This window comes from Pseudomonas sp. MF08817 (genome assembly GCF_059862705.1).
The window spans coordinates 36,466-56,907 of the sequence record NZ_JCBCUY010000036.1 but is presented as its reverse complement, the minus strand read 5'-3'; the positions used below and the strand labels follow the sequence as shown (position 1 = coordinate 56,907).

General features: G+C 65.2%; 15 protein-coding genes and 1 pseudogene. 4 read left to right on the top strand and 12 right to left on the bottom strand.

What is annotated here, in order from left to right:
• Positions 1 to 304 precede the first annotated feature (304 nt).
• A pseudogene (locus AC19YR_RS20405) lies at positions 305 to 868 on the bottom strand (RHS repeat-associated core domain-containing protein); the annotation flags it as partial.
• A gap of 1,460 nt (positions 869 to 2,328) precedes the next feature.
• Here AC19YR_RS20405 and AC19YR_RS20400 point away from each other — a divergent pair.
• Entirely contained in the window at positions 2,329 to 2,955 is a 627-nt protein-coding gene (locus tag AC19YR_RS20400; RefSeq protein WP_500599890.1) for a class I SAM-dependent methyltransferase, read from the top strand.
• A 73-nt stretch (positions 2,956 to 3,028) separates the two neighbouring features.
• Here AC19YR_RS20400 and AC19YR_RS20395 read toward each other — a convergent pair whose 3' ends face one another.
• The 4 genes from AC19YR_RS20395 to AC19YR_RS20380 form a co-directional block, all read right to left on the bottom strand.
• Positions 3,029 to 5,263, bottom strand: coding sequence for a glycoside hydrolase (locus tag AC19YR_RS20395; RefSeq protein ID WP_500599888.1), 2,235 nt, complete (start codon positions 5,261 to 5,263; stop codon positions 3,029 to 3,031).
• 122 nt (positions 5,264 to 5,385) lie between these two features.
• The gene (locus AC19YR_RS20390) at positions 5,386 to 8,439 is read right to left on the bottom strand and encodes an efflux RND transporter permease subunit (protein ID WP_095109195.1); all 3,054 of its coding nucleotides are present in this window, start codon (positions 8,437 to 8,439) and stop codon (positions 5,386 to 5,388) included.
• Positions 8,436 to 9,506, bottom strand: coding sequence for an efflux RND transporter periplasmic adaptor subunit (locus AC19YR_RS20385; protein WP_500599886.1), 1,071 nt, complete (start codon positions 9,504 to 9,506; stop codon positions 8,436 to 8,438). Before AC19YR_RS20385 ends, AC19YR_RS20390 begins: the two co-directional genes overlap by 4 nt.
• Positions 9,503 to 10,597, bottom strand: coding sequence for an efflux RND transporter periplasmic adaptor subunit (locus AC19YR_RS20380; protein ID WP_095109197.1), 1,095 nt, complete (start codon positions 10,595 to 10,597; stop codon positions 9,503 to 9,505). Before AC19YR_RS20380 ends, AC19YR_RS20385 begins: the two co-directional genes overlap by 4 nt.
• A 250-nt stretch (positions 10,598 to 10,847) precedes the next feature.
• Between AC19YR_RS20380 and AC19YR_RS20375 the strand changes: the two genes are divergently transcribed.
• The gene (locus tag AC19YR_RS20375; protein ID WP_095109198.1) at positions 10,848 to 12,008 is read left to right on the top strand and encodes an AAA family ATPase; all 1,161 of its coding nucleotides are present in this window, start codon (positions 10,848 to 10,850) and stop codon (positions 12,006 to 12,008) included.
• Positions 12,009 to 12,312: 304 nt separating this feature from the next.
• On the opposite strand, the gene AC19YR_RS20370 is transcribed toward AC19YR_RS20375, so the two are convergent.
• Positions 12,313 to 13,392 carry a fatty acid desaturase gene (locus tag AC19YR_RS20370; protein ID WP_095109199.1) on the bottom strand — a complete coding sequence of 360 codons (1,080 nt, stop codon included), beginning with the start codon at positions 13,390 to 13,392 and terminating at the stop codon, positions 12,313 to 12,315.
• Between the two features lie 100 nt (positions 13,393 to 13,492).
• Between AC19YR_RS20370 and AC19YR_RS20365 the strand changes: the two genes are divergently transcribed.
• Positions 13,493 to 14,497, top strand: a complete 1,005-nt coding sequence (locus tag AC19YR_RS20365; protein ID WP_500599883.1) for an AraC family transcriptional regulator — start codon at positions 13,493 to 13,495, stop codon at positions 14,495 to 14,497.
• Between the two features lie 132 nt (positions 14,498 to 14,629).
• Here the strand turns inward: AC19YR_RS20365 and AC19YR_RS20360 are convergent, their stop codons facing one another.
• Positions 14,630 to 15,322: a Crp/Fnr family transcriptional regulator gene (locus AC19YR_RS20360; RefSeq protein ID WP_500599881.1), complete on the bottom strand. Its 693-nt coding sequence runs from the start codon at positions 15,320 to 15,322 to the stop codon at positions 14,630 to 14,632.
• 86 nt (positions 15,323 to 15,408) lie between these two features.
• On the opposite strand from AC19YR_RS20360, the gene AC19YR_RS20355 reads away from it, so the two are divergent.
• On the top strand, positions 15,409 to 15,909 hold the full coding sequence (locus tag AC19YR_RS20355) for an Mpo1 family 2-hydroxy fatty acid dioxygenase (RefSeq protein WP_500599879.1): 501 nt from the start codon (positions 15,409 to 15,411) through the stop codon (positions 15,907 to 15,909).
• A 210-nt stretch (positions 15,910 to 16,119) separates the two neighbouring features.
• Here AC19YR_RS20355 and AC19YR_RS20350 read toward each other — a convergent pair whose 3' ends face one another.
• From AC19YR_RS20350 to oscA, 5 genes are all read right to left on the bottom strand, one after another.
• On the bottom strand, positions 16,120 to 17,100 hold the full coding sequence (locus tag AC19YR_RS20350) for a sulfate/molybdate ABC transporter ATP-binding protein (protein ID WP_095109203.1): 981 nt from the start codon (positions 17,098 to 17,100) through the stop codon (positions 16,120 to 16,122).
• A gap of 3 nt (positions 17,101 to 17,103) precedes the next feature.
• A complete protein-coding gene (gene cysW / locus AC19YR_RS20345; RefSeq protein ID WP_095109204.1) occupies positions 17,104 to 17,970 on the bottom strand; it encodes a sulfate ABC transporter permease subunit CysW in 867 nt (288 codons plus the stop codon).
• A gap of 12 nt (positions 17,971 to 17,982) precedes the next feature.
• A complete protein-coding gene (gene cysT, locus AC19YR_RS20340) occupies positions 17,983 to 18,801 on the bottom strand; it encodes a sulfate ABC transporter permease subunit CysT (RefSeq protein WP_095109205.1) in 819 nt (272 codons plus the stop codon).
• Between the two features lie 101 nt (positions 18,802 to 18,902).
• Entirely contained in the window at positions 18,903 to 19,913 is a 1,011-nt protein-coding gene (locus AC19YR_RS20335) for a sulfate ABC transporter substrate-binding protein (protein WP_095109206.1), read from the bottom strand.
• Positions 19,914 to 20,048: 135 nt separating this feature from the next.
• Complete coding sequence (gene oscA / locus AC19YR_RS20330; protein WP_020293745.1) at positions 20,049 to 20,231, bottom strand: sulfur starvation response protein OscA; 183 nt, start codon at positions 20,229 to 20,231, stop codon at positions 20,049 to 20,051.
• Positions 20,232 to 20,442: the final 211 nt, after the last annotated feature.

The window sequence follows — 20,442 nt, the reverse complement described above, 5'->3', positions numbered from 1 at the left end:
TCGCAGTGGTTGCCGTTGAAATAGCATCACCATAATGGTGACGCGCTCCTGGGTACTCAGGTGGTTGTATTGGGTAGACATGGCAACACCTTACATCAGGCGTTGCACTTGCTCCTTGAGACCGCCGATTTCGTGCGGCGACCTCATCATGTTTTTTAATTTCCGAATAACCCCGCGCAACAAAACTCCCACCACTCATCTTTAATTGAATTTCCGACCCATCATATTTCCCCTTGTATTTAACCAGCCCGTGAAAATCGCGAAAGCGCACTGGATTATTACTTACAAAACAGAACCAGTTAATACCGCCGATATCCCCACCCGGATCCGCACTCACCCACCGCTGTAACCAAGGCGCGTAATAGCGATAGCCATAGTAATAAAGCCCTGTCGCATCGCGCTCTTTGCCCGAATAACGAAAGCTCTTGTAGTTGGCTTCAATTGCACTCGGCCCGCCCCACCACGCCGTACCGCCGAAGGGGTAATAACCTTCCTGGCTCAATAACGCGCCTTGCTCGTCCAGCTCCAGGGTGCAGGAGCCTAAGTGGTCGCCCAGGGTGTAGCGAACCTGGTCGTTGCGGGTGCCGCCGGGTAACGCCTGGGCCCAGTGCAGCACGCACACTTGGCTGCGCCCGGCCTCGACCCTGAGCACATGGCGTTCTTCGCCACTGGCACTGTCGCGGTGCACCTCCAGCCCCGGCAGGTAGCGCACTTCGCTGCGCAGGGTGCGGCTGCGGGTTTGGCTCAGGCGCACCTTGCGCAGCCGTTGGCCGGGCTGTTGGTAGAGGTACTGTTCGCTGTCGTCGGGGCCGTCCTCGCGTTGCACCTGGGTGACGCAGCTCAACTGGTTCTGCCCGTCCCAGCTCATCAGTTGCCCGCGCTGCAACTCCAATTGGTTGCCGTTGGCGTCAAAGCCCCCGGCCAGGTCTTCTTCGCGGGCGCTGCTGCGGTTGCTGTCGGCGGCGGTGAACATCTGGAAGGTGGCGCTGGCGCTGTGTTGGCGCGTGCGCAGGTTGCCGGCGGCGTCGTAGGTGAAGGTCTGGGTGTAGGGGCGTAGCTGATTGGGATCAACGGCAGGCGACTGCCATGGGGGCAATTGCGGCCCATGGCTAGGCTGGGCGACTTCGCGGCCCGTGGCTTGAACCACTTGGTAGAGGCTGTCGTAGTGGTAGCGATTGAGCGGTTCGATGCGCCGGTTGCGGGCAAAACGGGTGGGCTGGGACGCATCCTCGATGCTCAGGATGTTACCCACCGGGTCGTAGCCATAGCGCAAATCCTGCACGGTCTTGCCGCCCGTCGCCGTAGCCCGCAAGCGGTGCAGGCGCCCGTCCTCGGCGGCGTACTCGGCGGATAGCTGCACACCGTTGCCAGCGGTTTCCCGCTCGGGCTGGCCTGTGGCGTTGTAGTCGATAGCGCTCACCAGCCGCGTCGGCGTTTGCCCGGCGCCCGCCAGGGTGAGCCACGCCGCGCTCACTTGCCCGCCGCGGCCGTGGGTAAATCGCCGGAGGTTGCCCATGGCGTCGGTCTGCTCGCGCAGTTCACCGCAGGCGGTGTAGGCCTGTTGGTTGGCGAACGTTCCCGCCTCCAGCAAGGCGTCGCGGGCGGCTACGCTGACCGGCCAATCGGGCAGCGCCAGGCTGTCGAGAAAGCGGTTATGGTCCAGCAGCGGTTGGCCGGCCAGGTTGTATTCGACGAGCTGCCGGGTGCCAGCGCGGTGGTCGTGGCGCCCCAAGCGTGCGCATTGGTTATGGCCGGCGTTCACCGCGCCGTAGCCCCAGCGCTCCACCACCCGGGGCGCCTGGCCGGCCAGTTGTTCGGTCATGGCGATGGGGCGCAGCTGTGGATCGAACTGGGTGTGGTGGCCAGTGCCGCGAGCGTCCCAACTCGACAGGGGCGCTTGGGCGACGCTCAACAGATGCAACTGCCAGCCGCCATCCACGCTGTCTGTCAGCAGCACCTGCGCCGAGAGGCTGTAGCGCGTCGTGAGGTTGGGCCGTTGCGCATGGCCCCACAAACGCGGATCCCACGCGGCCACCTGGCGCCACGCTGCATCGAACACTTGCCGGGTGATGCGCGGTTCGCTGGCCTGGGCTGCGGTTTCCCGGCAATAAGCCACGTGGCGAACCGGTAGGCCGCGGGGGTCGATGCCCCTCAGCGTCGGGGTGGCGGTGTCATGGTTGGGCATGGTCGCGGCTCCACTCAGCAGGCAGGCCATAGCATGCGAGGTTTTTTTGCAGCCTGATACTGTCAGAAGTTACAGGTAGGCTGGCGCACCCGGCGCGGCAAAAGCGCTTATAGTCGAGGCCTCTCACCTTCTGCGCAGCCGCCATGAAACAGACCGCCGACGATCTCCAGCACATCACTGCCACCACCCTGGGCCATTACCAGCAGGTCGCCGAGGAGTTCCGCCACGGCACCCGCGACCACGATGTGAGCCAGAACATCGATGCGCTGTTGCGCCATATCCACGGGGTGGCGCCGTTCACCCTGCTGGATTTTGGCTGCGGCCCGGGGCGCGATTTGCAGACGTTCACTGGCTTGGGCCATGTGGCGGTGGGCCTGGACGGTTGCGAGCGCTTCGCGCAAATGGCCCGCGAAGACAGCGGCTGCGAGGTGTGGCAGCAAGACTTCCTCAGCCTGCAACTGCCGCCCGGGCACTTTGATGGGATCTTCGCCAATGCCGTGCTGTTCCACATCCCCAGCCAGGAACTGCCGCGGGTGTTGCGCCAATTGCAGGCCTGCCTGAAACCGGGCGGCGTGCTGTTTTGCTCCAACCCCCGGGGCGACAACCAGGAAGGCTGGAACGGCCCGCGCTACGGCGCCTACCACGACCTGGAAAACTGGCGCTTGCTGCTGACCGACGCAGGGTTCATCGAGCTGGAGCACTACTACCGCCCCGCCGGCCTACCCCGCGAGCAACAGCCTTGGTTGGCGAGTGTGTGGCGCAAGGGCTAGAGCGCCCCAGAGCAAACATTTCCCGCGCCTGGCCCGCCCGCGATGGCGCCGGCGGGGTGACGGCGCACGCCGTTCAGTCGGCGCGGTAGACCATCACCCGCCCGTCCGCGACGAAGGCGGTGATGCTATGGCCGGGAAGGTCGCGGCCGTCAATTTTGCGCCGTTGACGGGTGAAGTTAGCCACCAGCCGGGTGCCGTCGGCGAAGGTGGTTTGTTGCACCTGGCGGTCGGCGCTGAGCCAACGGAAATCCGTGAGCACCTGGGTGGCCAGGCGTTGGTGCAGCGGGCGGAAGAAGCGGTCGTGGCGCTGGATCAGCGCCAGGCGCTGTTTGAGGGTGGCGGCGCTGAGGTGGTACAGCGGCGGCACGTTGTAGAGCAGTTGGGTGAGTTCGTTTTCCACCCGCACGTTGCTCAACTTGAGGTTATCGAACAACCAGTGGTGGCTGGTGATGACCGAGCCATGGAACACCGCTTGGTACAGCGGCAGCCGCGTGGCCGGGGCGAAGTGCAGGCTGCGGTAGGGTTCCTTGAGGGGCGCGGGGCGAAAAAACACGCTGGGTTGCTGCGGCGGATACCAGTTGCCCAGGTAATAGGGCGATTGCTTGTCCTTGAAGTCTGCATCGCCCCAGCCGATCACCGGGGTCTGCATGCCATGGGCGAACAGGATGCCCTGGGCGGTGACGGCATTGCCGTCCTCGGAACCCACCGGCAATTGCAGGGTTTCGCCCACCCAACGGGCGGCGGCGATATTGCCTTGGGCCTGCTGCGCCTGGGTCATGGGCGCATCGCGGCGGTAGCTGTCGAACAGCATGCCGGTAGCGTAGGCGTCGAGAAACCAACTGTTGAACCCCACACGCTCCTGCACGGCGCGGGTCCGCGCTTGCAGCAGGGGCCGCACGCAACGCGGGTCGGTGTAGTGCCCCGCTTGCTGGAAGCCGCGCTTGGGCTGGCCGTCGCGCAGCACAATGGCGCAGTCGCGGTTGGCCTGGGTGCCGAGGTGGGCGGTGACCCAGTCCGGGTTTTCAGCAGTGGCCAGGGCGGTCTGGTAGGAATCGTAGGGCGCCACCAAATAGCCAGCCGCGACCATGGCCCGCACGGTTTCTGGGTGCCACAGCCCCCCTTCCCAGCCGTCGCCCAGGCCCAGCCACAAGCGTGGCAGGCCGGTACTCTTGAGCTGTTCCAGGGTGCGCAGCGACAACCCCGCGCCCCAGCCCTGCGGGTCGGGGGCCAGAAAAACGGCAAACTCCCCGGCCACCCGCGCGCGCACCTGCCCGTAGGCGCGGCCGAGGGCTGAAAGGTCAGGCTCGTCGGTGGCACGCCACAGCTGCCGCGCCTGCTGATTGAGGGCGCGGTTCACGCCGCCGAGCAAAGCGTCGCGCTGGTAAGGCGTGAGGGGCAGGCTGGCGCTGGCGAGAACCTGCGCCGCCTCAGCGTCGAGGCGCTCGCGCAATTGAGCGGCCAGCGAACCCTGCGGGCCCGAGGCCAGGGCCTGCAACAACTGCCCCCAATCACGCACATCCTCGGCGCCCAGCAGGTCGTTGCCCCACAGGTAAATATGGCTGGCGCCCAGCAATTGCCGGGCCTGGAGGCTGGCGAGCAGTTTGCTGCCCAGGCTTTCGTAGCGCCCGGTTTCCATCAGCCACTGGCGATAGCGCTTGGCCCCGGCCAATGGGTCGGCGTCGCCCAGGTACAGGCGCAGGGTCAAGGGTTCATCGGGTTTGAGGGCGGTGAATTCGTGGCTGGCGCTCAGGCCCAGGGCCTCGCCCTCGGCGCGAAAATGCAGGCGATTGTTGAATGGGTTGGTCAGCAGCCAATGCAGGCTGAAGTTGCCGTGGTCGCTGCCCCACAGCGGCAGGCTCAGGTCCTGGGTGGTGTTGATCGCGCCGTAGTCGAGCAGGTACGCCTGCCAGCGCCGGTCGCCACGTGGCACATAGCGGCCCTCGGTCAGCGGCCAGAGCAGGCCCCGGCCCATGGCGCTGCCCGGTTGCTCCAGGAAGGTCAGGCTGCCGGCCTCGCGGGCGCTGATGCTCAGCAGCAGTTCCCGTTGCTGGAGGCGGGCATTGACGGTGAAGGCGCCGTCGTCCCATTGCCAGTCGGCGCCCTCGGCGCTGCTCGACAATGCCCCGACGCGCCGTGCCTGGCCCCCGGCGGAGGCTTGCACCGCGTCGCCGTCGCGGGGGGTCACGCGGATCGCCAGGGTCGCAGGCTCCAGTTCGATGCGCCACAACGGGTTCTGCAGCTCGATGCGGGCCTGTGCCCAAGGCATGAACAGCACGGCACAAGCCAGCAGGACGTAACGCGGCAACATGGTCAGCCCCCTTTGCAATCAAGGGGGGCGAGGCTACGCCAGGTGGCCTTGGCGGCGCACTGGCGGGGCTTCCGATTTATGCGTAAGGCCCTTCCCGCGCGGGCGCGGGAAGGGCCTGACAGCTAGGCATCCTGGGGCGTCGGTTCCTTGATCTTGTACCAGGCCACATAGAGCGCGGGCAGGAACAGCAAAGTCAGCAGGGTGGCGACGATGATCCCGCCGATCATCGCGTAGGCCATCGGCCCCCAGAACACCTCCCGGGCGATGGGGATCATGCCCAGGCTGGCCGCTGCCGCCGTCAGCAGGATCGGCCGGCGGCGGTGCTCGGTGGCTTGCATCACCGCGTCCCACGGCGTGTAGCCGTCGCGCTCGAAGGCCTCGATCTGGGTCACCAGGATCACCGAGTTGCGGATGATGATGCCGATCAGCGCCAGGATGCCGAGGATCGCCACGAAGCCCATGGGCGTGCCCGTGGGCACCAGCGCCAGCACCACGCCAATCAGCCCCAGTGGCGCAACGCTGGCCACCAGGAACAGCTTCTGCACGCTGTGCAACTGGATCATCAGGAAGGTCGCCATCAAAAACAGCATCAGCGGCACGACTTTGGCGATCGGGCCTTGGGCCTTGGCGCTTTCTTCCACCGTGCCGCCGGTGGCCACCGAGTAGCCGGGCGGCAGGCTGGCGGCGAATTGGGCGATGGTGGGTTTGAGTTGCGCCACCAGGTCGGTGGGTTGGATTTCATCGCGCACGGCGGCCTTGATGGTGATGGTCGGCTTGCGATCGCGGCGCCAGACCAGCGGCTGCTCCAGCTCATAGCGCACCGTGGCGAAGGCCAGCAACGGGATGGAGATGCCACTGGGGGTGACAATTTGCAGGTTCTGCAGGGTTTGCGGCGAGCCGCGTTCGGCATCGATGGCGCGCCCGACCACGTTGATGAGGTAGATGTCGTCGTCCACCTGGGTCACGGGCGCGCCGCTGACGATGCCGTTCATCAGCTTGGCCACGTCTTCGGAGGACAGCCCCAATTGCCGCGCCTTGTCCTGGGCGATGTCGATGCGCAGGACTTTGCCCGGCTCGTTCCAGTCGTAAATGATCTCGCCGATGTGGCTGTTTTTGTCCAACTCGGTGGCCAGGGCGATGGCGTGCTTGCGCACCTGGTCGATGTCCTTGCCGCTGACCCGGTACTGGATCGGCCGCCCCACGGGCGGGCCCATTTCCAGGGCCTGGACGTAGCTACCGATGCCGACGAAGTCTTCGCGCAGGCGCTGGTTCAGGCGTGCGGTAAGGGCGGTGCGCGATTCCAGGCCTTTGCTGACGATCACCAGTTGGGCGTAGTAGGGGTTTTGCAGTTGTTGGTCCAGGGGCAGGTAGAAACGGATCGCACCTTCGCCGATGTAGGTGCTCCAGCGCAGCACGTCGGGGTCGTCCTTGAGGGTCGCTTCGAGGCGGTCCACGGCTTTGCGGGTTTCATCCAGCGAGGCGTTTTGCGGCAGGTTCAGGTCCACCAGGATTTCCGGGCGGTCGGACGAGGGGAAGAACTGGTTCTGCACAAAACGCATGCAGAACACCGACAGCACAAACAGCAGCACGGTGATGCCGATCGCCCACCAGCGGTTGCGCATGCACCACAGCAGCCCGCCGTTGAAGGCGCGCCCGACCCGGCCCGGCTCGGCGTTGTGGGCTTTGACCTTGGCGCTGAGGATGTGCACGCCCAGTACCGGGGCGAAGAGCACGGCGACGACCCAGGACACCAGCATGGCCACCGCGATCACCGCGAACAGGGTGAAGGTGTATTCCCCGGCGGAGCTGGCGTTGAGGCCGATGGGCACGAAACCGGCCACGGTCACCAGGGTGCCGGTAAGCATGGGAAACGCCGTGGAGGTGTAGGCGAAGGTGGCGGCCTGCTCCTTGGTTTCGCCCATTTCCAGGCGCGTGACCATCATTTCCACGGTAATCATCGCGTCGTCCACCAACAGGCCCAGGGCGATAATCAGTGCGCCGAGGGAGATGCGCTGCATGGTGATGCCGCTGTACTCCATGAACACGAACACCATGGCCAGCACCAACGGGATCGAGCACGCCACCACCAGCCCGGCGCGCACGCCCAGGCTGATGAAGCTGACGATCAGCACGATCACCACCGCCTCGAACAGCGCACTGGTAAAGCCGCCCACCGCTTCTTCCACCACTTCAGCCTGGTCCGAAACTTTGTGCACGCCCACACCCACCGGCAGGTCGGCGGTGAGGCTGTCCATGCGCGCATGCAGGGCCTTGCCGAAATCCTGGATATTGCCGCCCTTTTTCATGGCGATGGCCAGGCCAATGGCCGGTTGGCCGTTGAAGCGGAACATGGGCGTGGCCGGGTCGACGTAGCCGCGGCTGATTTCAGCAATGTCGGCCAGGCGATAGAAACGGTCGTTGAGCCGCAGGTTGACGTTGGCCAGGTCTTTTTCCGAGGCGAACTGCCCCGAGGTGCGCACCGAGATGCGCTCCGGCCCGGCGTCGATCACCCCGGCCGGGGTCACCGCGTTCTGGCTTTGCAGGCTTTGCACCACTTGGCGCTGGTCGATGCCCAGGGCCGCCAGTTTGCGCGTGGAGAAGTTGAGGTAGAGCACTTCGTCCTGCTCGCCGATCATCTCTACCTTGCCCAGGTTCGGCACTTCGCGGATTTCGGCGCGCACTTGCTCGACGTAGTCGCGCAACTGGCGCATCGACAGGCCATCGGCGGTGAAGGCGTAGACCGAGCCGTACACATCGCCGAATTCATCGTTGAACCCCGGCCCCTGCAGGCCCCGGGGGAAGTCGCCGCGAATGTCGTCGATCTTCTTGCGCACCTGGTACCAGATTTCGGGGATGTCCTTGGCACTGGTGGTGTCGCGCAGGAACACGAACACCGTCGACTCGCCGGGGCGGGTGTAGCTTTTCACGTAGTCGAGGGAATCGAGCTCTTCGAGCTTTTTCTCGATGCGGTCGGTGACCTGCTTAAGGGTTTCCTCCTGGGTCGCACCGGGCCAGCGGGTCTGGATCACCATGGTTTTGATGGTGAAGGACGGGTCTTCCTCGCGGCCCAGGTTGAGGTAGGAGAACACCCCCATCAGTAACGCGACGAACATCAAATACCAAACAAACGACTGGTGCTTGAGGGCCCATTCGGAGAGGTTGAAGCTGCCTTTCATCGTGGGCTGTCCTTATCGACTTTGACTTTTTGCCCCGGCTTGAGGCTGTTCACACCGGCACTGACCACCCGCTCACCCGCCACCACGCCGCCGGCCAGCACCACGCTGGCGCTGTCGCGGCTGAGCAGGCTGACGTCACGGGGGGCGACGGTTTGGGTCGCGTCGTCGATCACCCAGATCCGGGTTTTGCCGTCGAGCGTTTGTACGGCGCTGGCGGGCAACTCGATGCGGGGTGCAATGGCGGAGCTGAGGGTGACGCTGATGGCCGTGCCCAGGCGAAAGCCTTGTGGCGCCTGGGCCAGGGTCAGGCGTGCGCGGCGGGTGCGGGTGGCGCTTTGCGCCTGGGGTTCGATCTCGCGCACGGTGGCCAGGCTGTTGATGCTCGGGTCCAGCTGGGCGGCGACGGTGAAGACGACGTCTGCGGGCAAACGGTCGACGAGCACATCGGGCAGGTCGATCACCGCTTCCTTGATGTCGGGGCGCGCCAGGGTGACCACTTGCTGGCCCGCCGCGACCACTTGCCCGGCCTCGGCATTCCACGCGGTGACGATGGCCGCGTGGTCGGCGCGCAGTTCGCTGTAGGCCAATTGATCGCGGGCCTGGTTGACCGACGCCCGCGCCTGGGCCAGGGCGGCGGCGGTGGTTTTCAGGTCGGTATGGGCGATGTCCAGTTGGGCCTGGGCGCCCACGCCACGGTCGAACAACTGCTGCTGGCGGCGCGCATTGGCCTGGGCGTTGATCCACTGCGCCTCGATGCGCGCCAGGTCGCCCTGGGCGGCACGCAATTGGTTCTGTTGGTCGGTGGGGTCGAGGGTGGCGAGCAGCGCGCCATCGGCCACTTCGCTGCCCACATCGACATTACGGCTGGCGATGCGCCCCGGCACGCGAAAGCCTATGTTGCTTTCGTAGCGCGCCTGGATGCTGCCGGCGAAACGCCCCAGGCTTTCTTCGGCCAAGGGTTGCACCTGCACCCACAACACCGGGCGCACCGGCTCGGGCGCCGGCGCCTCTTTGGAACACGCGGCCAGCGAAAGGCTGGCGGCCAACAGCCAGGGGATGGGCTTCATGGCGCGTCTCCCTGGGAGGTGGGGGGCGTGGCGATCTCGACGCGCATGCCCGGGTGCAATAACTGGCCACCGGCAGTGACGACTTTTTCCCCTGCCTCAAGCCCCGCGCTGATGATGACCTTGCCGGTGAGGTAGCGCGCCACGGTGACCGGGCGCAACTGCGCCTTGCCGTCGTCATCGACCCACCACACGGCGGGTGCGCTTTCGTACTTGGTCAGGGCCGACCAGGGCAGTTCGACGCTGGCCAGGCTCGGCGCCCGGGCCGTGACGCTGACCACCGAGCCCAAGTCCATGCCCGCCGGCAACTCGCCGAGGCTGACCTTGACCTGCACGGTGCCGGTCTGCGCCGACACCGCCGGGGTGACTTCGCGCACTTTGCCGGTGGTCTTGACGGCCGGGTTGTCCAGCAGGCTGACCACCAGCGTCTGGTCGCTTGGCGGCGCCATCAACAGCGACTCGTAAACGTTGAACACCGCGTCCCGTTCGCCATCGCGGGCCAGGCTGAAAATCGGCACCGTGGCCTGCACCACTTGGCCCACTTCAGCCTGGCGCGCGGTAATCACCCCCGGCGCGTCAGCCACCAGCTCGGTGTAGCTCAGTTGCTCACGGGCGTTGGCCAGTTGCGCCTGGGCGGCCACCAGGGCGCTCTGGCTGCTGCGCAGGGCGGCTTGCGCGGCGTCGTATTCGCTCTGGCTGGTGTAGCCCTTGGGCAGGAGTTTTTGCTGGCGCACGAACGCCGCGCTGGCCTGGGCCACCCGCGCCTGCTCGGCGGCGACCTGGGCGCGGGCCGAATCGACATTGATCTGCAAGTCCTTGGGGTCCAGGCGCGCCAGCACTTGCCGGGCCGTCACCCGGTCGCTGACATTCACGAAGCGCTGGATGATCTTGCCGCCCACGCGAAACGACAACTCGGTCTGCACCCGCGCCTGCACATCGCCGGTGAGGGTCACGGACGCGGCAAAATCGGTGGGCCGCACCTCCTGCACATACACCCGCGGCCGCGCCTTCTCGACGGCTGGCTTGTCCCCGCAGGCAGCGAGGGACAACAGCACAACCAGAGCCAATAATCCTTTAGATACACAACCGGCCATGCAGACTCCTTGGCGGCGATACAAGCGAGCAAGTGACTATGCGACTGTGAGCTTAGATCAGGGTTCCGTCTCTGCATGACGGCAGGCCCATGCTATGTTCAGCGGCCACGAAATCTCCCTTCCCCTGTAAGAGCGGGCTGGCGCGCCAGGGCGGTCTATCGGCCCCTCGCCCTGCGGTGAATGTACCGGCCTCATCGCGGGAGAGCCCGCTCCCACAGGGGTGAGGGCAACACAGCCATAGGACCTTGCCATGCTCCAAACCCTCGCGGTGGCCAATTACCGCTCTATCAACAATCTGGTGATCCCCCTGGGGCGGTTGAACCTGATTACCGGCCCCAACGGCAGCGGCAAGTCCAACCTGTACCGGGCCTTGCGCCTGTTGGCCGAAACGGCCCAGGGCGGGGTGGTCAACGCCCTGGCCCGCGAGGGTGGGCTGGAATCGACCTTTTGGGCCGGGCCGGCGTCCGTCAGCCGGCGCATGCGCAACGGCGAGGTGCCCATCGAGGCCAGCGTGCGCAGCGGCCCGGTGCGTTTGCACCTGGGGTTCACCGCAGAGGATTTCGGCTACGCCATTGCCCTGGGCTTGCCGACACCGAGCCGGTCGCAGTTTGCCCTCGACCCGCAGATCAAGCACGAAGCCATCTGGTCTGGCCCGGTGTACCGCCCCGCCAGCCTGTTGGTGGAACGCAACGGCCCGATGGTTCGCGCCCGCGAGGGCCGCGCCTGGGACGTGCTGGCCCAGCACACGCCGGAGTTCGACAGCCTGTTCGACCAGGTCGGCAGCCTGCGCGCCTCGCCCGAGGTGCTGCATATGCGTGAGTTCATCCGCCGCTGGCGTTTTTACGATCACTTTCGCAGCGACGCCGAGGCCCCCGTGCGCCAGCCCCAACTGGGCACCCGCACGCCGGTGCTGCACCACGATGGCCGCGACCTGGCGGCGGCGCTGCAAACCATCATCGAGATCGGCGATGCCCAGGCCCTGCACGCGGCCATCAGCGATGCGTTCCCCGGTGCGCGGGTCAATATCGACCCGCTGCCGGGGGCGCGTTTCGCCATCGAGTTCCATCAGCAAGGGTTGCTGCGCCCGCTGTCCGCCGCCGAGCTGTCGGACGGCACCTTGCGCTACCTGCTGCTGATCGCTGCGCTGCTGACCCCGCGCCCGCCCAGCCTGATGGTGCTCAACGAGCCGGAAACCAGCCTGCACCCGGACCTGCTGCCGGCCCTGGCGCGCCTGATTATCCGCGTCTCGCAACATTGCCAGGTGTGGGTGGTATCCCATGCCCGGCGCTTGATCTCGGCCTTACAGCAGGACCCTGAGTGCAACTGCATCGTGCTGGAAAAAAACTTCGGCCAGACCGAAATCGTCGGCCAAAAAGCGCTGGATCAACCGGCCTGGCATTGGCCGCACTAAAAAGGGCGGGGGCTAAAAGAATGACCCGGGCATTGGCCGGGATGGGATCTGACGGCTATTTTTCTGGCGGGCGTAGGAGGGCTCTGGTTTTTGCCAGGGCCCTCCAAGGAACTACGGCTTTTGCTCAGAATCACACCCCACACCCTCCACGGACGGCACCGCCAATGGCAAGCGCACCCCCTCCACCCCGGCACCACCCGCAAGACCTGGTGAAATGGCTCGCGGCCCTGCAATTGAGCTTGCGCGATGCCCCCCCTGTAGTCAGCGGGCTCGCCCGCGCTCGGCGGCAAAGCCGTCCGCCTTCCTAAGGGTTGCTGCGCAACCCCGCGCGAGCGAGCCCGCTGGCTACCGGAGGGGCCTGCAAGCGGTTGGCCCGTGCGAACGTGCCCAGGTCATTGAAACGCACGCCCATCTCGGCCATCACCTTGTGGGCCACGGGCACCGTCAACTGGCGGATGTAGAAGGGTTCCTTGACCACGAAATGGTGAATGCCGTGGCTGCTGCCGAAGTTGAAGCAGAACGCCTGCAACGGCCACAGCCACCAGGGGTTGAGGACTTGGGTCTGCTGGATCACGTTGCCCGGCTCCACGTCGCCGTAGTAGTGCATGTTGGAGCTGACAAAGTGCAGGCAAAAGGTGCGCAGCACGTTGGGGCCGACCAGCACCACCACGGCGATATCCACCCCCTGCATCACCGCCAGGGTGGTCGCCGACCATTCGATAGGCGCACCCAGCAACGCGGCCACGCCATTGGCGCCGTGAAAGCCGAGGAACACGTACCAGGTGCCCCAGTTCAGTAGCGCCAGCGGCGCGTAGACCTTGAGCGTGCGCATGAAGATGCTGCGCTTTTGCGCCCAGGTCTTGGCCCGCAGCATGCGGATCAGCGAGGACATCATGTTGTCGCCAACCATCAGCAGCCGTGCCAGGCCCCAGGGTTCGCCGTTGGTGATGGCGCGCTCCTCCATGTCGGCCTCGCTGCCCGACACCTTGTGGTGGTTGAGGTGCAGGTGGCGGCGGATCCACGGGTTGATGGTGCTCGGGCGCGCCAGCCAGACCAGCGCCAGCATCAGGTTGTGGGGCACGCGTTGCTTGCGAAAGTACATGCTGTGGATCAGGTCGTGTTCCAGCTCATGGGTCAGGGAGGCGAAAAAGGCGTTGAGCAGCAGGCACACCCACCACGCCATGTGGCCCGTGATGTAGAGCGCCGCCGAGCCGATCATCCCGGCCAGGGCAAAGGCCAGGATGGCCGCGCCCAAGGCGTCCTGGTGGTTGAGAACCGGGTAGCGTTGGCGCAGTTCCATGCCTTTGGCCAGCACCACTTCGCGTATGTGCGCTGCTCGTTGTTGTGCATTCTGGCGCTCGGGGCTTGCGCTATTGGCGTGCATGCTTCCATCCTCTGGTCATTGACGCTCCCATCCTGCCCCGGCGCCGCGCCAGGCAGAGTAGCCGTGAACGCCAACCTGTTGACCCCAGGCGCCAACCATCATGATCGAACCCACCATCCTCGCCAGTTGGACCCGCGCCCTGCGCAAGCAGCTCGACGCCCTTGACCTGGACAGCACGGCCCTGTGCCGCGAGGCGGGCCTGGACCCGCAATGGATGGACGACCCCAACGCCCGCTACCCGGTTACCGGCACCACGCGCCTGTGGGCGTTGGCGGTGCAGGCCAGCGGCGACCCGGCCCTGGGCCTGCGGGTATCGCGGTTCGTCAGCCCGACCACCTTCCACGCCCTGGGCTATGCGCTGGTGGCCAGCGGCAGCCTGCGGGAAGTGTTCGAGCGCATCGTGCGTTATCACGCAGTGGTCAGCGACGCCCTGGAGCTGGAGCTGAGCCGCACCCCCGACCGCTATTGCTTTCACTTGCGCCAACCCAGCGACCGTACCGCGCCGGCACCGGAAGCCATCGACGCCTTTGCCGCGATCTACGTGCGCACCTGCCGTAATCGCCTGGGCCGCGACTACGCGCCCCTGGCGGTGTACCTGCGCCGCGCCGCCCCAGCCGACCCCGAGCCCTGGCACCGGGTGTTCCGCGCCCCGGTGTTCTTTGGCGCCGAGGAAGATCGCCTGGAGTTCGCCCACCAGGATTTCGACAGCCACCTGGACGACGCCAACCCGGAACTGGCCGAACACAACGAAACCGTGCTCAAGCGCACCCTCGCCCAACTGCGCCCGCTGACTTGGGAGCGCAAAGTGCGCGCCGCCATCGAAGCACGCCTGCCCGAAGGCGAGCCCTCGGCCGAAAGCATCGCCCAGGCCATGCACCTGAGCCTGCGCAGCCTGCAACGCCACCTGGCGGACGAGGGCTGCCGCTTCGACAACCTACTCAATGAATGCCGGGAAAACGCGGCCCTGCTGCACCTGCGCGACCCGCAGTGCTCGCTGAGCGAAATCAGCTACCTGCTCGGGTTTGCCGACACCAGCAGCTTCAGCCGCGCCTTCAAACGCTGGACCGGCATGACCCCGGGGCAGTTTCGCGATGGGTTGCGCTGAGCACCTGCGCGCGATAGCGGTACATCAGCACCCCTTCAGTGCCTGACAGATTGCAATCGGGGGCAGAGCCCGCTCCCACAGTTGAACAGTGATGTGGGTGGGATTTTCATTTTCCTTCTGTGGGCCCGCTTGCTACACGGCGGGGCTTGCCGCGGCGCGCAGGCGGGCGAGGTCCAGCACTTCGATTGCACCGTAGTTGAGCCGCACGATGCCCTGGCTCTGCAAGTCGTTGAGCAACTGGTTGGTGGTCTGGCGCGACAGCGACAGCATCAGCGCCAACTGCTCCTGGGGCAGTTGCAAGGCGCGCAGCGGTGGTTCGGTCTGGCCGTAGCCTTCGGCGATCAACAGCAAACGGTGGGCGACCCGGGCGGCGGCGGGCATCAGGCTGCGCTGTTCAAGGCTGATGAAGGTCAGGCGCAGCTTCTGGCTCATCAACAAGGCCAGCGCCCGCCAGTGCTGGGGCTGTTCCTCCAGCAGGGCATGCAGGGTCGCCTGGGGCATATGCAGCAGGATGCAGTGGCCCACGCCGTAGGCGTCGTGGGTGCGCGGGCGGCCATCGAACACACCGATCTCGCCGAACCACTGCGGCGCTTCCACCAGGGCCAGCAGCGCCTCCTTGCCCTCCTCATTGACTCCGCCCACGCGCACCGCGCCTTCGAGCACCGCATACAGCCCGCACGGCGGGTCGCCGCGCTGGAACAGCCGCTGCCCCGGCGCCAGGCGCCGCACCCGGGCGCGGGTCAGCAGGCTATCCTGAAAAGGCGCAGGCACTCGACTGAACCACTGCCCCTGGGACAGACATTGACTCCACGCCCGCATATCCATGAAAACCCCGTCTTGATTGTCGCCTGGCCGACAGAGCCAGGATGAGCCGCAGGGCATGATCCAGCGCCCTACAGGAGGAAACAACAATGAAAAGCCTCGTCGACCACCTCAGTCAATACGCCGCCTACCACCGCGACCGGCGCAATATCGCCAGCCACTTCATCGGCATCCCGCTGATCGTGGTCGCCGTGGCGGTCCTGCTGTCACGCCCGCAATGGCCGCTGGCCGGGCTCTGGCTGTCACCAGCGGTACTGCTGGCCCTGGCGTCGGCGGGGTTCTACCTGCGCCTGGAAATACGGCTTGGCGTACTGATGAGCGTGCTCTTGGGCCTATCCGTTTGGCTAGGCAACGCCATGGCGCAACAGAGCACCGGGGTATGGCTGGGCAGTGGCGTGGGGTTATTTGTGATCGGCTGGGCGATCCAGTTTGTCGGCCATTACTACGAAGGCCGCAAACCGGCGTTCGTCGATGACGTCACCGGGCTGATTGTCGGCCCGCTGTTCGTGGTGGCGGAGCTGGCCTTCCTGCTGGGCCTGCGCCACGACCTCCAGCGCGCCATCGAAGAACGCGCCGGGCCGGTCAAGTAGGCGCGGACACAAGCGCTGGGGGAGCAACTGTCTTACCCCTGCCACTCAGGCCGCCATCGCGAGCAGGCTCGCTCCCACAGAGGGAAAATCAAAACCCCACCCACACCACAGTTCAACTGTGGAAGCGGGCCTTGCCCGCGATGGCGGCGGTACATCCCACCTCTTCGCTGCCTGAGGCAGCGCCTTGCGGGCAAGCCCGCGCCCAACGGCCTAGGCCTTTTGCCAGACCTTAGGTTTGAAGAACAGCGTCTCGCCCCGCGTCAAACCGGTGAGGCTGTCGTGGTCCTTGACCACTTCGGCTTCGATCAGCTCGCTCTGGCCTTCGACCTTGAGGGTCACCCGGGTGGTGGCGCCGAGGGGGCGGATGTCGCGCACTTGCGCGGCGTGGTGGTCTTCCAGTTCATGGCGCGACAGCGACACTTCGTGGGGGCGGAACAACAGGTGTTGGTCTTCGCCCAGGTGCAAGCGGTTGGAGTCGCCGAGGAAGTGGTAGACGAAGTCGCTGGCCGGGTTTTCGTAGACCTCGCCCGGCGAGCCGATCTGCTCGATCACGCCCTTGTTCATCACCACGATGCGGTCGGCCACTTCCATGGCTTCTTCCTGGTCGTGGGTGACGAACACCGAAGTCAGGTTGATGTCTTCGTGCAGGCGCGCCAGCCAGCGGCGCAGCTCCTTGCGCACCTTGGCGTCGAGGGCGCCGAAGGGCTCGTCCAGCAGCAGCACCTTGGGCTCCACCGCCAGGGCGCGGGCCAGGGCGATCCGCTGGCGCTGGCCACCGGAAAGCTGCTCGGGGTAGCGGTCGCTGAGCCAATCCAGTTGCACCATGTTCAGCAGCTCATGGACCTTGACCGCGATCTGGCTTTCGCTCGGGCGCTGGTTTTTCGGTTTCATGCGCAGGCCGAAGGCGACGTTGTCGAACACGGTCATGTGGCGGAACAAGGCGTAGTGCTGGAACACGAAACCGACGTTGCGATCGCGCACGTCATGGCCCGAGACGTCTTCACCGTGGAACACGATGCTGCCCTCGTCCGGGGTTTCGAGGCCGGCGATGATGCGCAGCAAGGTGGTTTTGCCGCAGCCGGAGGGGCCGAGCAAGGCCACCAGTTCGCCGCTGTTGATATCCAGGTTGATGCTGTTGAGCGCCTTGAAGGCGTTGAAGTTCTTGCTGACGTTACGGACTTCGATCGACATGGGTTATTCCTCAGCCGCACCGGCGCGCAGGCGGTTAATACGGTTCTCGCTCCACTGCTTGAGCAGCAGGATGAAGAGCGCCAGGATCAGCAGCAGACTCGCCACCGCAAACGCGGCGACGTGGTTGTATTCGTTGTAGAGAATCTCGACATGCAGCGGCAGGGTGTTGGTCACGCCGCGGATGTGCCCGGACACCACCGACACCGCGCCGAACTCGCCCATGGCCCGCGCGGTACACAGCACCACGCCGTAGATCAGGCCCCATTTGATGTTCGGCACGGTGACATGCCAGAACATCTGCCAGCCGTTGGCGCCCAACAGGCGCGCCGCCTCTTCTTCCTGGGTGCCCTGCTCCTGCATCAGCGGGATCAGTTCACGGGCCACGAACGGCACGGTAACGAAGATGGTTGCCAGCACGATGCCCGGCAGCGCGAAGACGATCTGGATGTCGTGGTCCGACAGCCACGGGCCGAAAAAGCCCTGGGCGCCGAACATCAGCACGTAGACCAGGCCCGCGATCACCGGCGACACCGAGAACGGCAGGTCGATCAGGGTCACCAGCATGCTCTTGCCACGGAACGAGTATTTGCTCACGCACCACGCGGCGCTGACGCCGAACACCAGGTTCAGCGGCACCGAGATCAGCACCGCGATCACCGTCAGCTTGAGGGCCGACAAGGCATCCGGCTCAAAGATCGCGGCAAAAAACGCCCCCAGGCCCAGTTTCAGCCCCTGGGACACCACGATAAACAGCGGCAGCAGCAGGAACAGGGCAAAAATCAGCCAGCCGAGGCCGATCAGCACCCGGCGCGAACCGGCGCTGCCCCGGCGGGCGGCGTTGGTGGAGGCAGCAATAGACGATTGGGACATGTGTGCGCCTCCTTAAGGTCGTTCGATGCGCCGCTGCAGCAAGTTGATGAGCAGCAGCAGGACAAAGGAAACCACCAGCATCAGCACGCCGATGGAGGTGGCGCCGGTGTAGTCGTATTGGTCGAGCTTGACCATGATGAGCAGCGGCAAAATCTCGGTTTTCATCGGCATGTTGCCGGCGATGAAAATCACCGAGCCGTACTCGCCCACACCACGGGCAAACGCCAGGGCGAACCCGGTCAGCCAGGCCGGCAACAGCGCGGGCACGAGGATGTGGCGGAACACCTGCCACGGCTTGGCGCCCAGGCACGCAGCGGCTTCTTCGACTTCGCGGGGGATGTCGGCCAGCACCGGTTGCACCGTGCGCACCACGAACGGCAGGGTGACGAAGGTCAGCGCCAGGGTGATGCCCAGGGGCGTGTAGGCGATTTTAAAACCCAGGTCAGTGGCGAACTGCCCCACCAGGCCGCTGGGCGCGTAGAGCGCGGTCAGGGCGATGCCGGCAACGGCGGTGGGCAGGGCGAACGGCAGGTCGATCATCGCGTCGATGACCTTGCGCCCGGGGAAGGTGTAGCGCACCAGCACCCAGGCCAGCAGCGTACCGATGATGCCGTTGATGATCGCGGCGTACAGCGCCGTACCGAAACTCAGCTTGAGCGCCGCAATGACCCGCGGCGCGGAAATGATGGCCCAGAACTGATCCCAGGTGAGTTGGGCGGCATGGACGAACATCGCCGCCAGCGGAATAAGCACAATCAGGCTGAGGTACACCAAGGTGTAGCCCAGCGTCAGCCCGAAGCCGGGTATGACGGGGGAGATACGACGCGACATAAAAGTCCTTGGTTAGCGGGTAGATGCAACGCTAGGAGCGGGGCTATGCGCAGGCTCGGATATCAGCCCCCGCATAGCCCCGCTCCTAGCGGTTGCCTGGCTTACTGCGCGGTGTAGATCTGGTCGAACACACCACCGTCGTTGAAGAATTTCGGTTGGGCAGTCTTCCAGCCGCCGAAGTCTTTGTCGATAGTCACCAGGTCCAGTTTCGGGAATTGCTGGGCGTACTTGGCGGCCACCGCAGCGTCACGCGGGCGGTAGAAGTTTTTCGCCGCGATTTCCTGGCCGGCCGGGCTGTACAGGTGCTTGAGGTAGGCCTCGGCGATTTGCGCGTTGCCCTTTTTCTCGGCGTTCTTGTCCACCACCGCCACGGGCGGCTCGGCGAGGATCGACAGCGACGGCACGACGATGTCGAACTTGTCGGCGCCGCCGTCTTCCTTGAGGGCCAGGAAGGCTTCGTTTTCCCAGGCCAGCAGTACGTCGCCCTGGCCGTTGTTGACGAAGGTGATGGTCGAGCCGCGAGCGCCGGTGTCCAGCACCGGCACGTGCTTAAACAGCTCCTTGACGTATTCCTGCGCCTTGGCTTCGCTACCGCCGGCCTTCAGGCCATAGGCCCAGGCCGCGAGGAAGTTCCAGCGCGCACCGCCGCTGGTTTTCGGGTTCGGGGTGATGACTTCCACGCCGTTCTTGACCAAATCGCCCCAGTCCTTGATGCCTTTGGGGTTGCCCTTGCGCACCAGGAACACGATGGTCGAGGTGTACGGCGTGCTCGCTTCGGGCAGGCGTTTTTGCCAGTCCAGCGGCAGGCTCTTGCCCAATTTGGCGACTTCGTCGATGTCACCGGCCAGGGCCAGGGTCACCACGTCGGCGCGCAGGCCATCGATCACGGCGCGGCCCTGCTTGCCCGAGCCACCGTGGGACTGCTGGATTTTCACGTTGTCGCCGGCGTGGTCCTGCTGCCAGAACTTGATGAACTCGGCGTTGTATTCCTGATACAGCTCGCGGGTCGGGTCGTAGGAGACGTTGAGCAGCTCGTAATCCTTGGCCACTGCAGAACCAGCAAAAACGGCACTGGCCAGGGCGGCCAACGCGTAACGGCGAATCGACGACATAGTGAAGCTCCTGAAATTTTTTAGTGTTGGCTGTTCTTATGGCGCTTCAGGCCCGCATTCGTGCTTGAACGCTGGTGTAGCTGCTGGCTGGGGTCATGGGCGTGCCCTGCGGTGGTCCGGTTGGCGTGCGGCAGTTCAGCTCGGCTTGGTGCCGGGGTTCTGCAAACGGAATTTCTCTTTGCGTTCGATCTGGACCACTTGCGCGTTGTGCACGGTGATTTCCACTGCGCCAAAGCGCAGGTCGCGCAGGGCGCTTTGGATCTCGCGCAAAATGGCTGCTTCGTCCTGGCCGTCAACGCTACGTAGAGATGCGCTCATGGTGCTGCTCCTGAATGAGATGTGCCCGGCAGTGGCGGCACTGCGTGTGGCTTGGAGCAGATAGTAGTGAGCCGCAGATATTCTTAAAAATACTATTTAAGAATTTTTATATAACTGGAACGCATTACCTGATGGCACAAGGCTTTGCGCCGGGAATGAGGGCGATCTGGCTGCGAAATCCCTTCTTGTGGGAGCAAGCCTGTGTATGGGC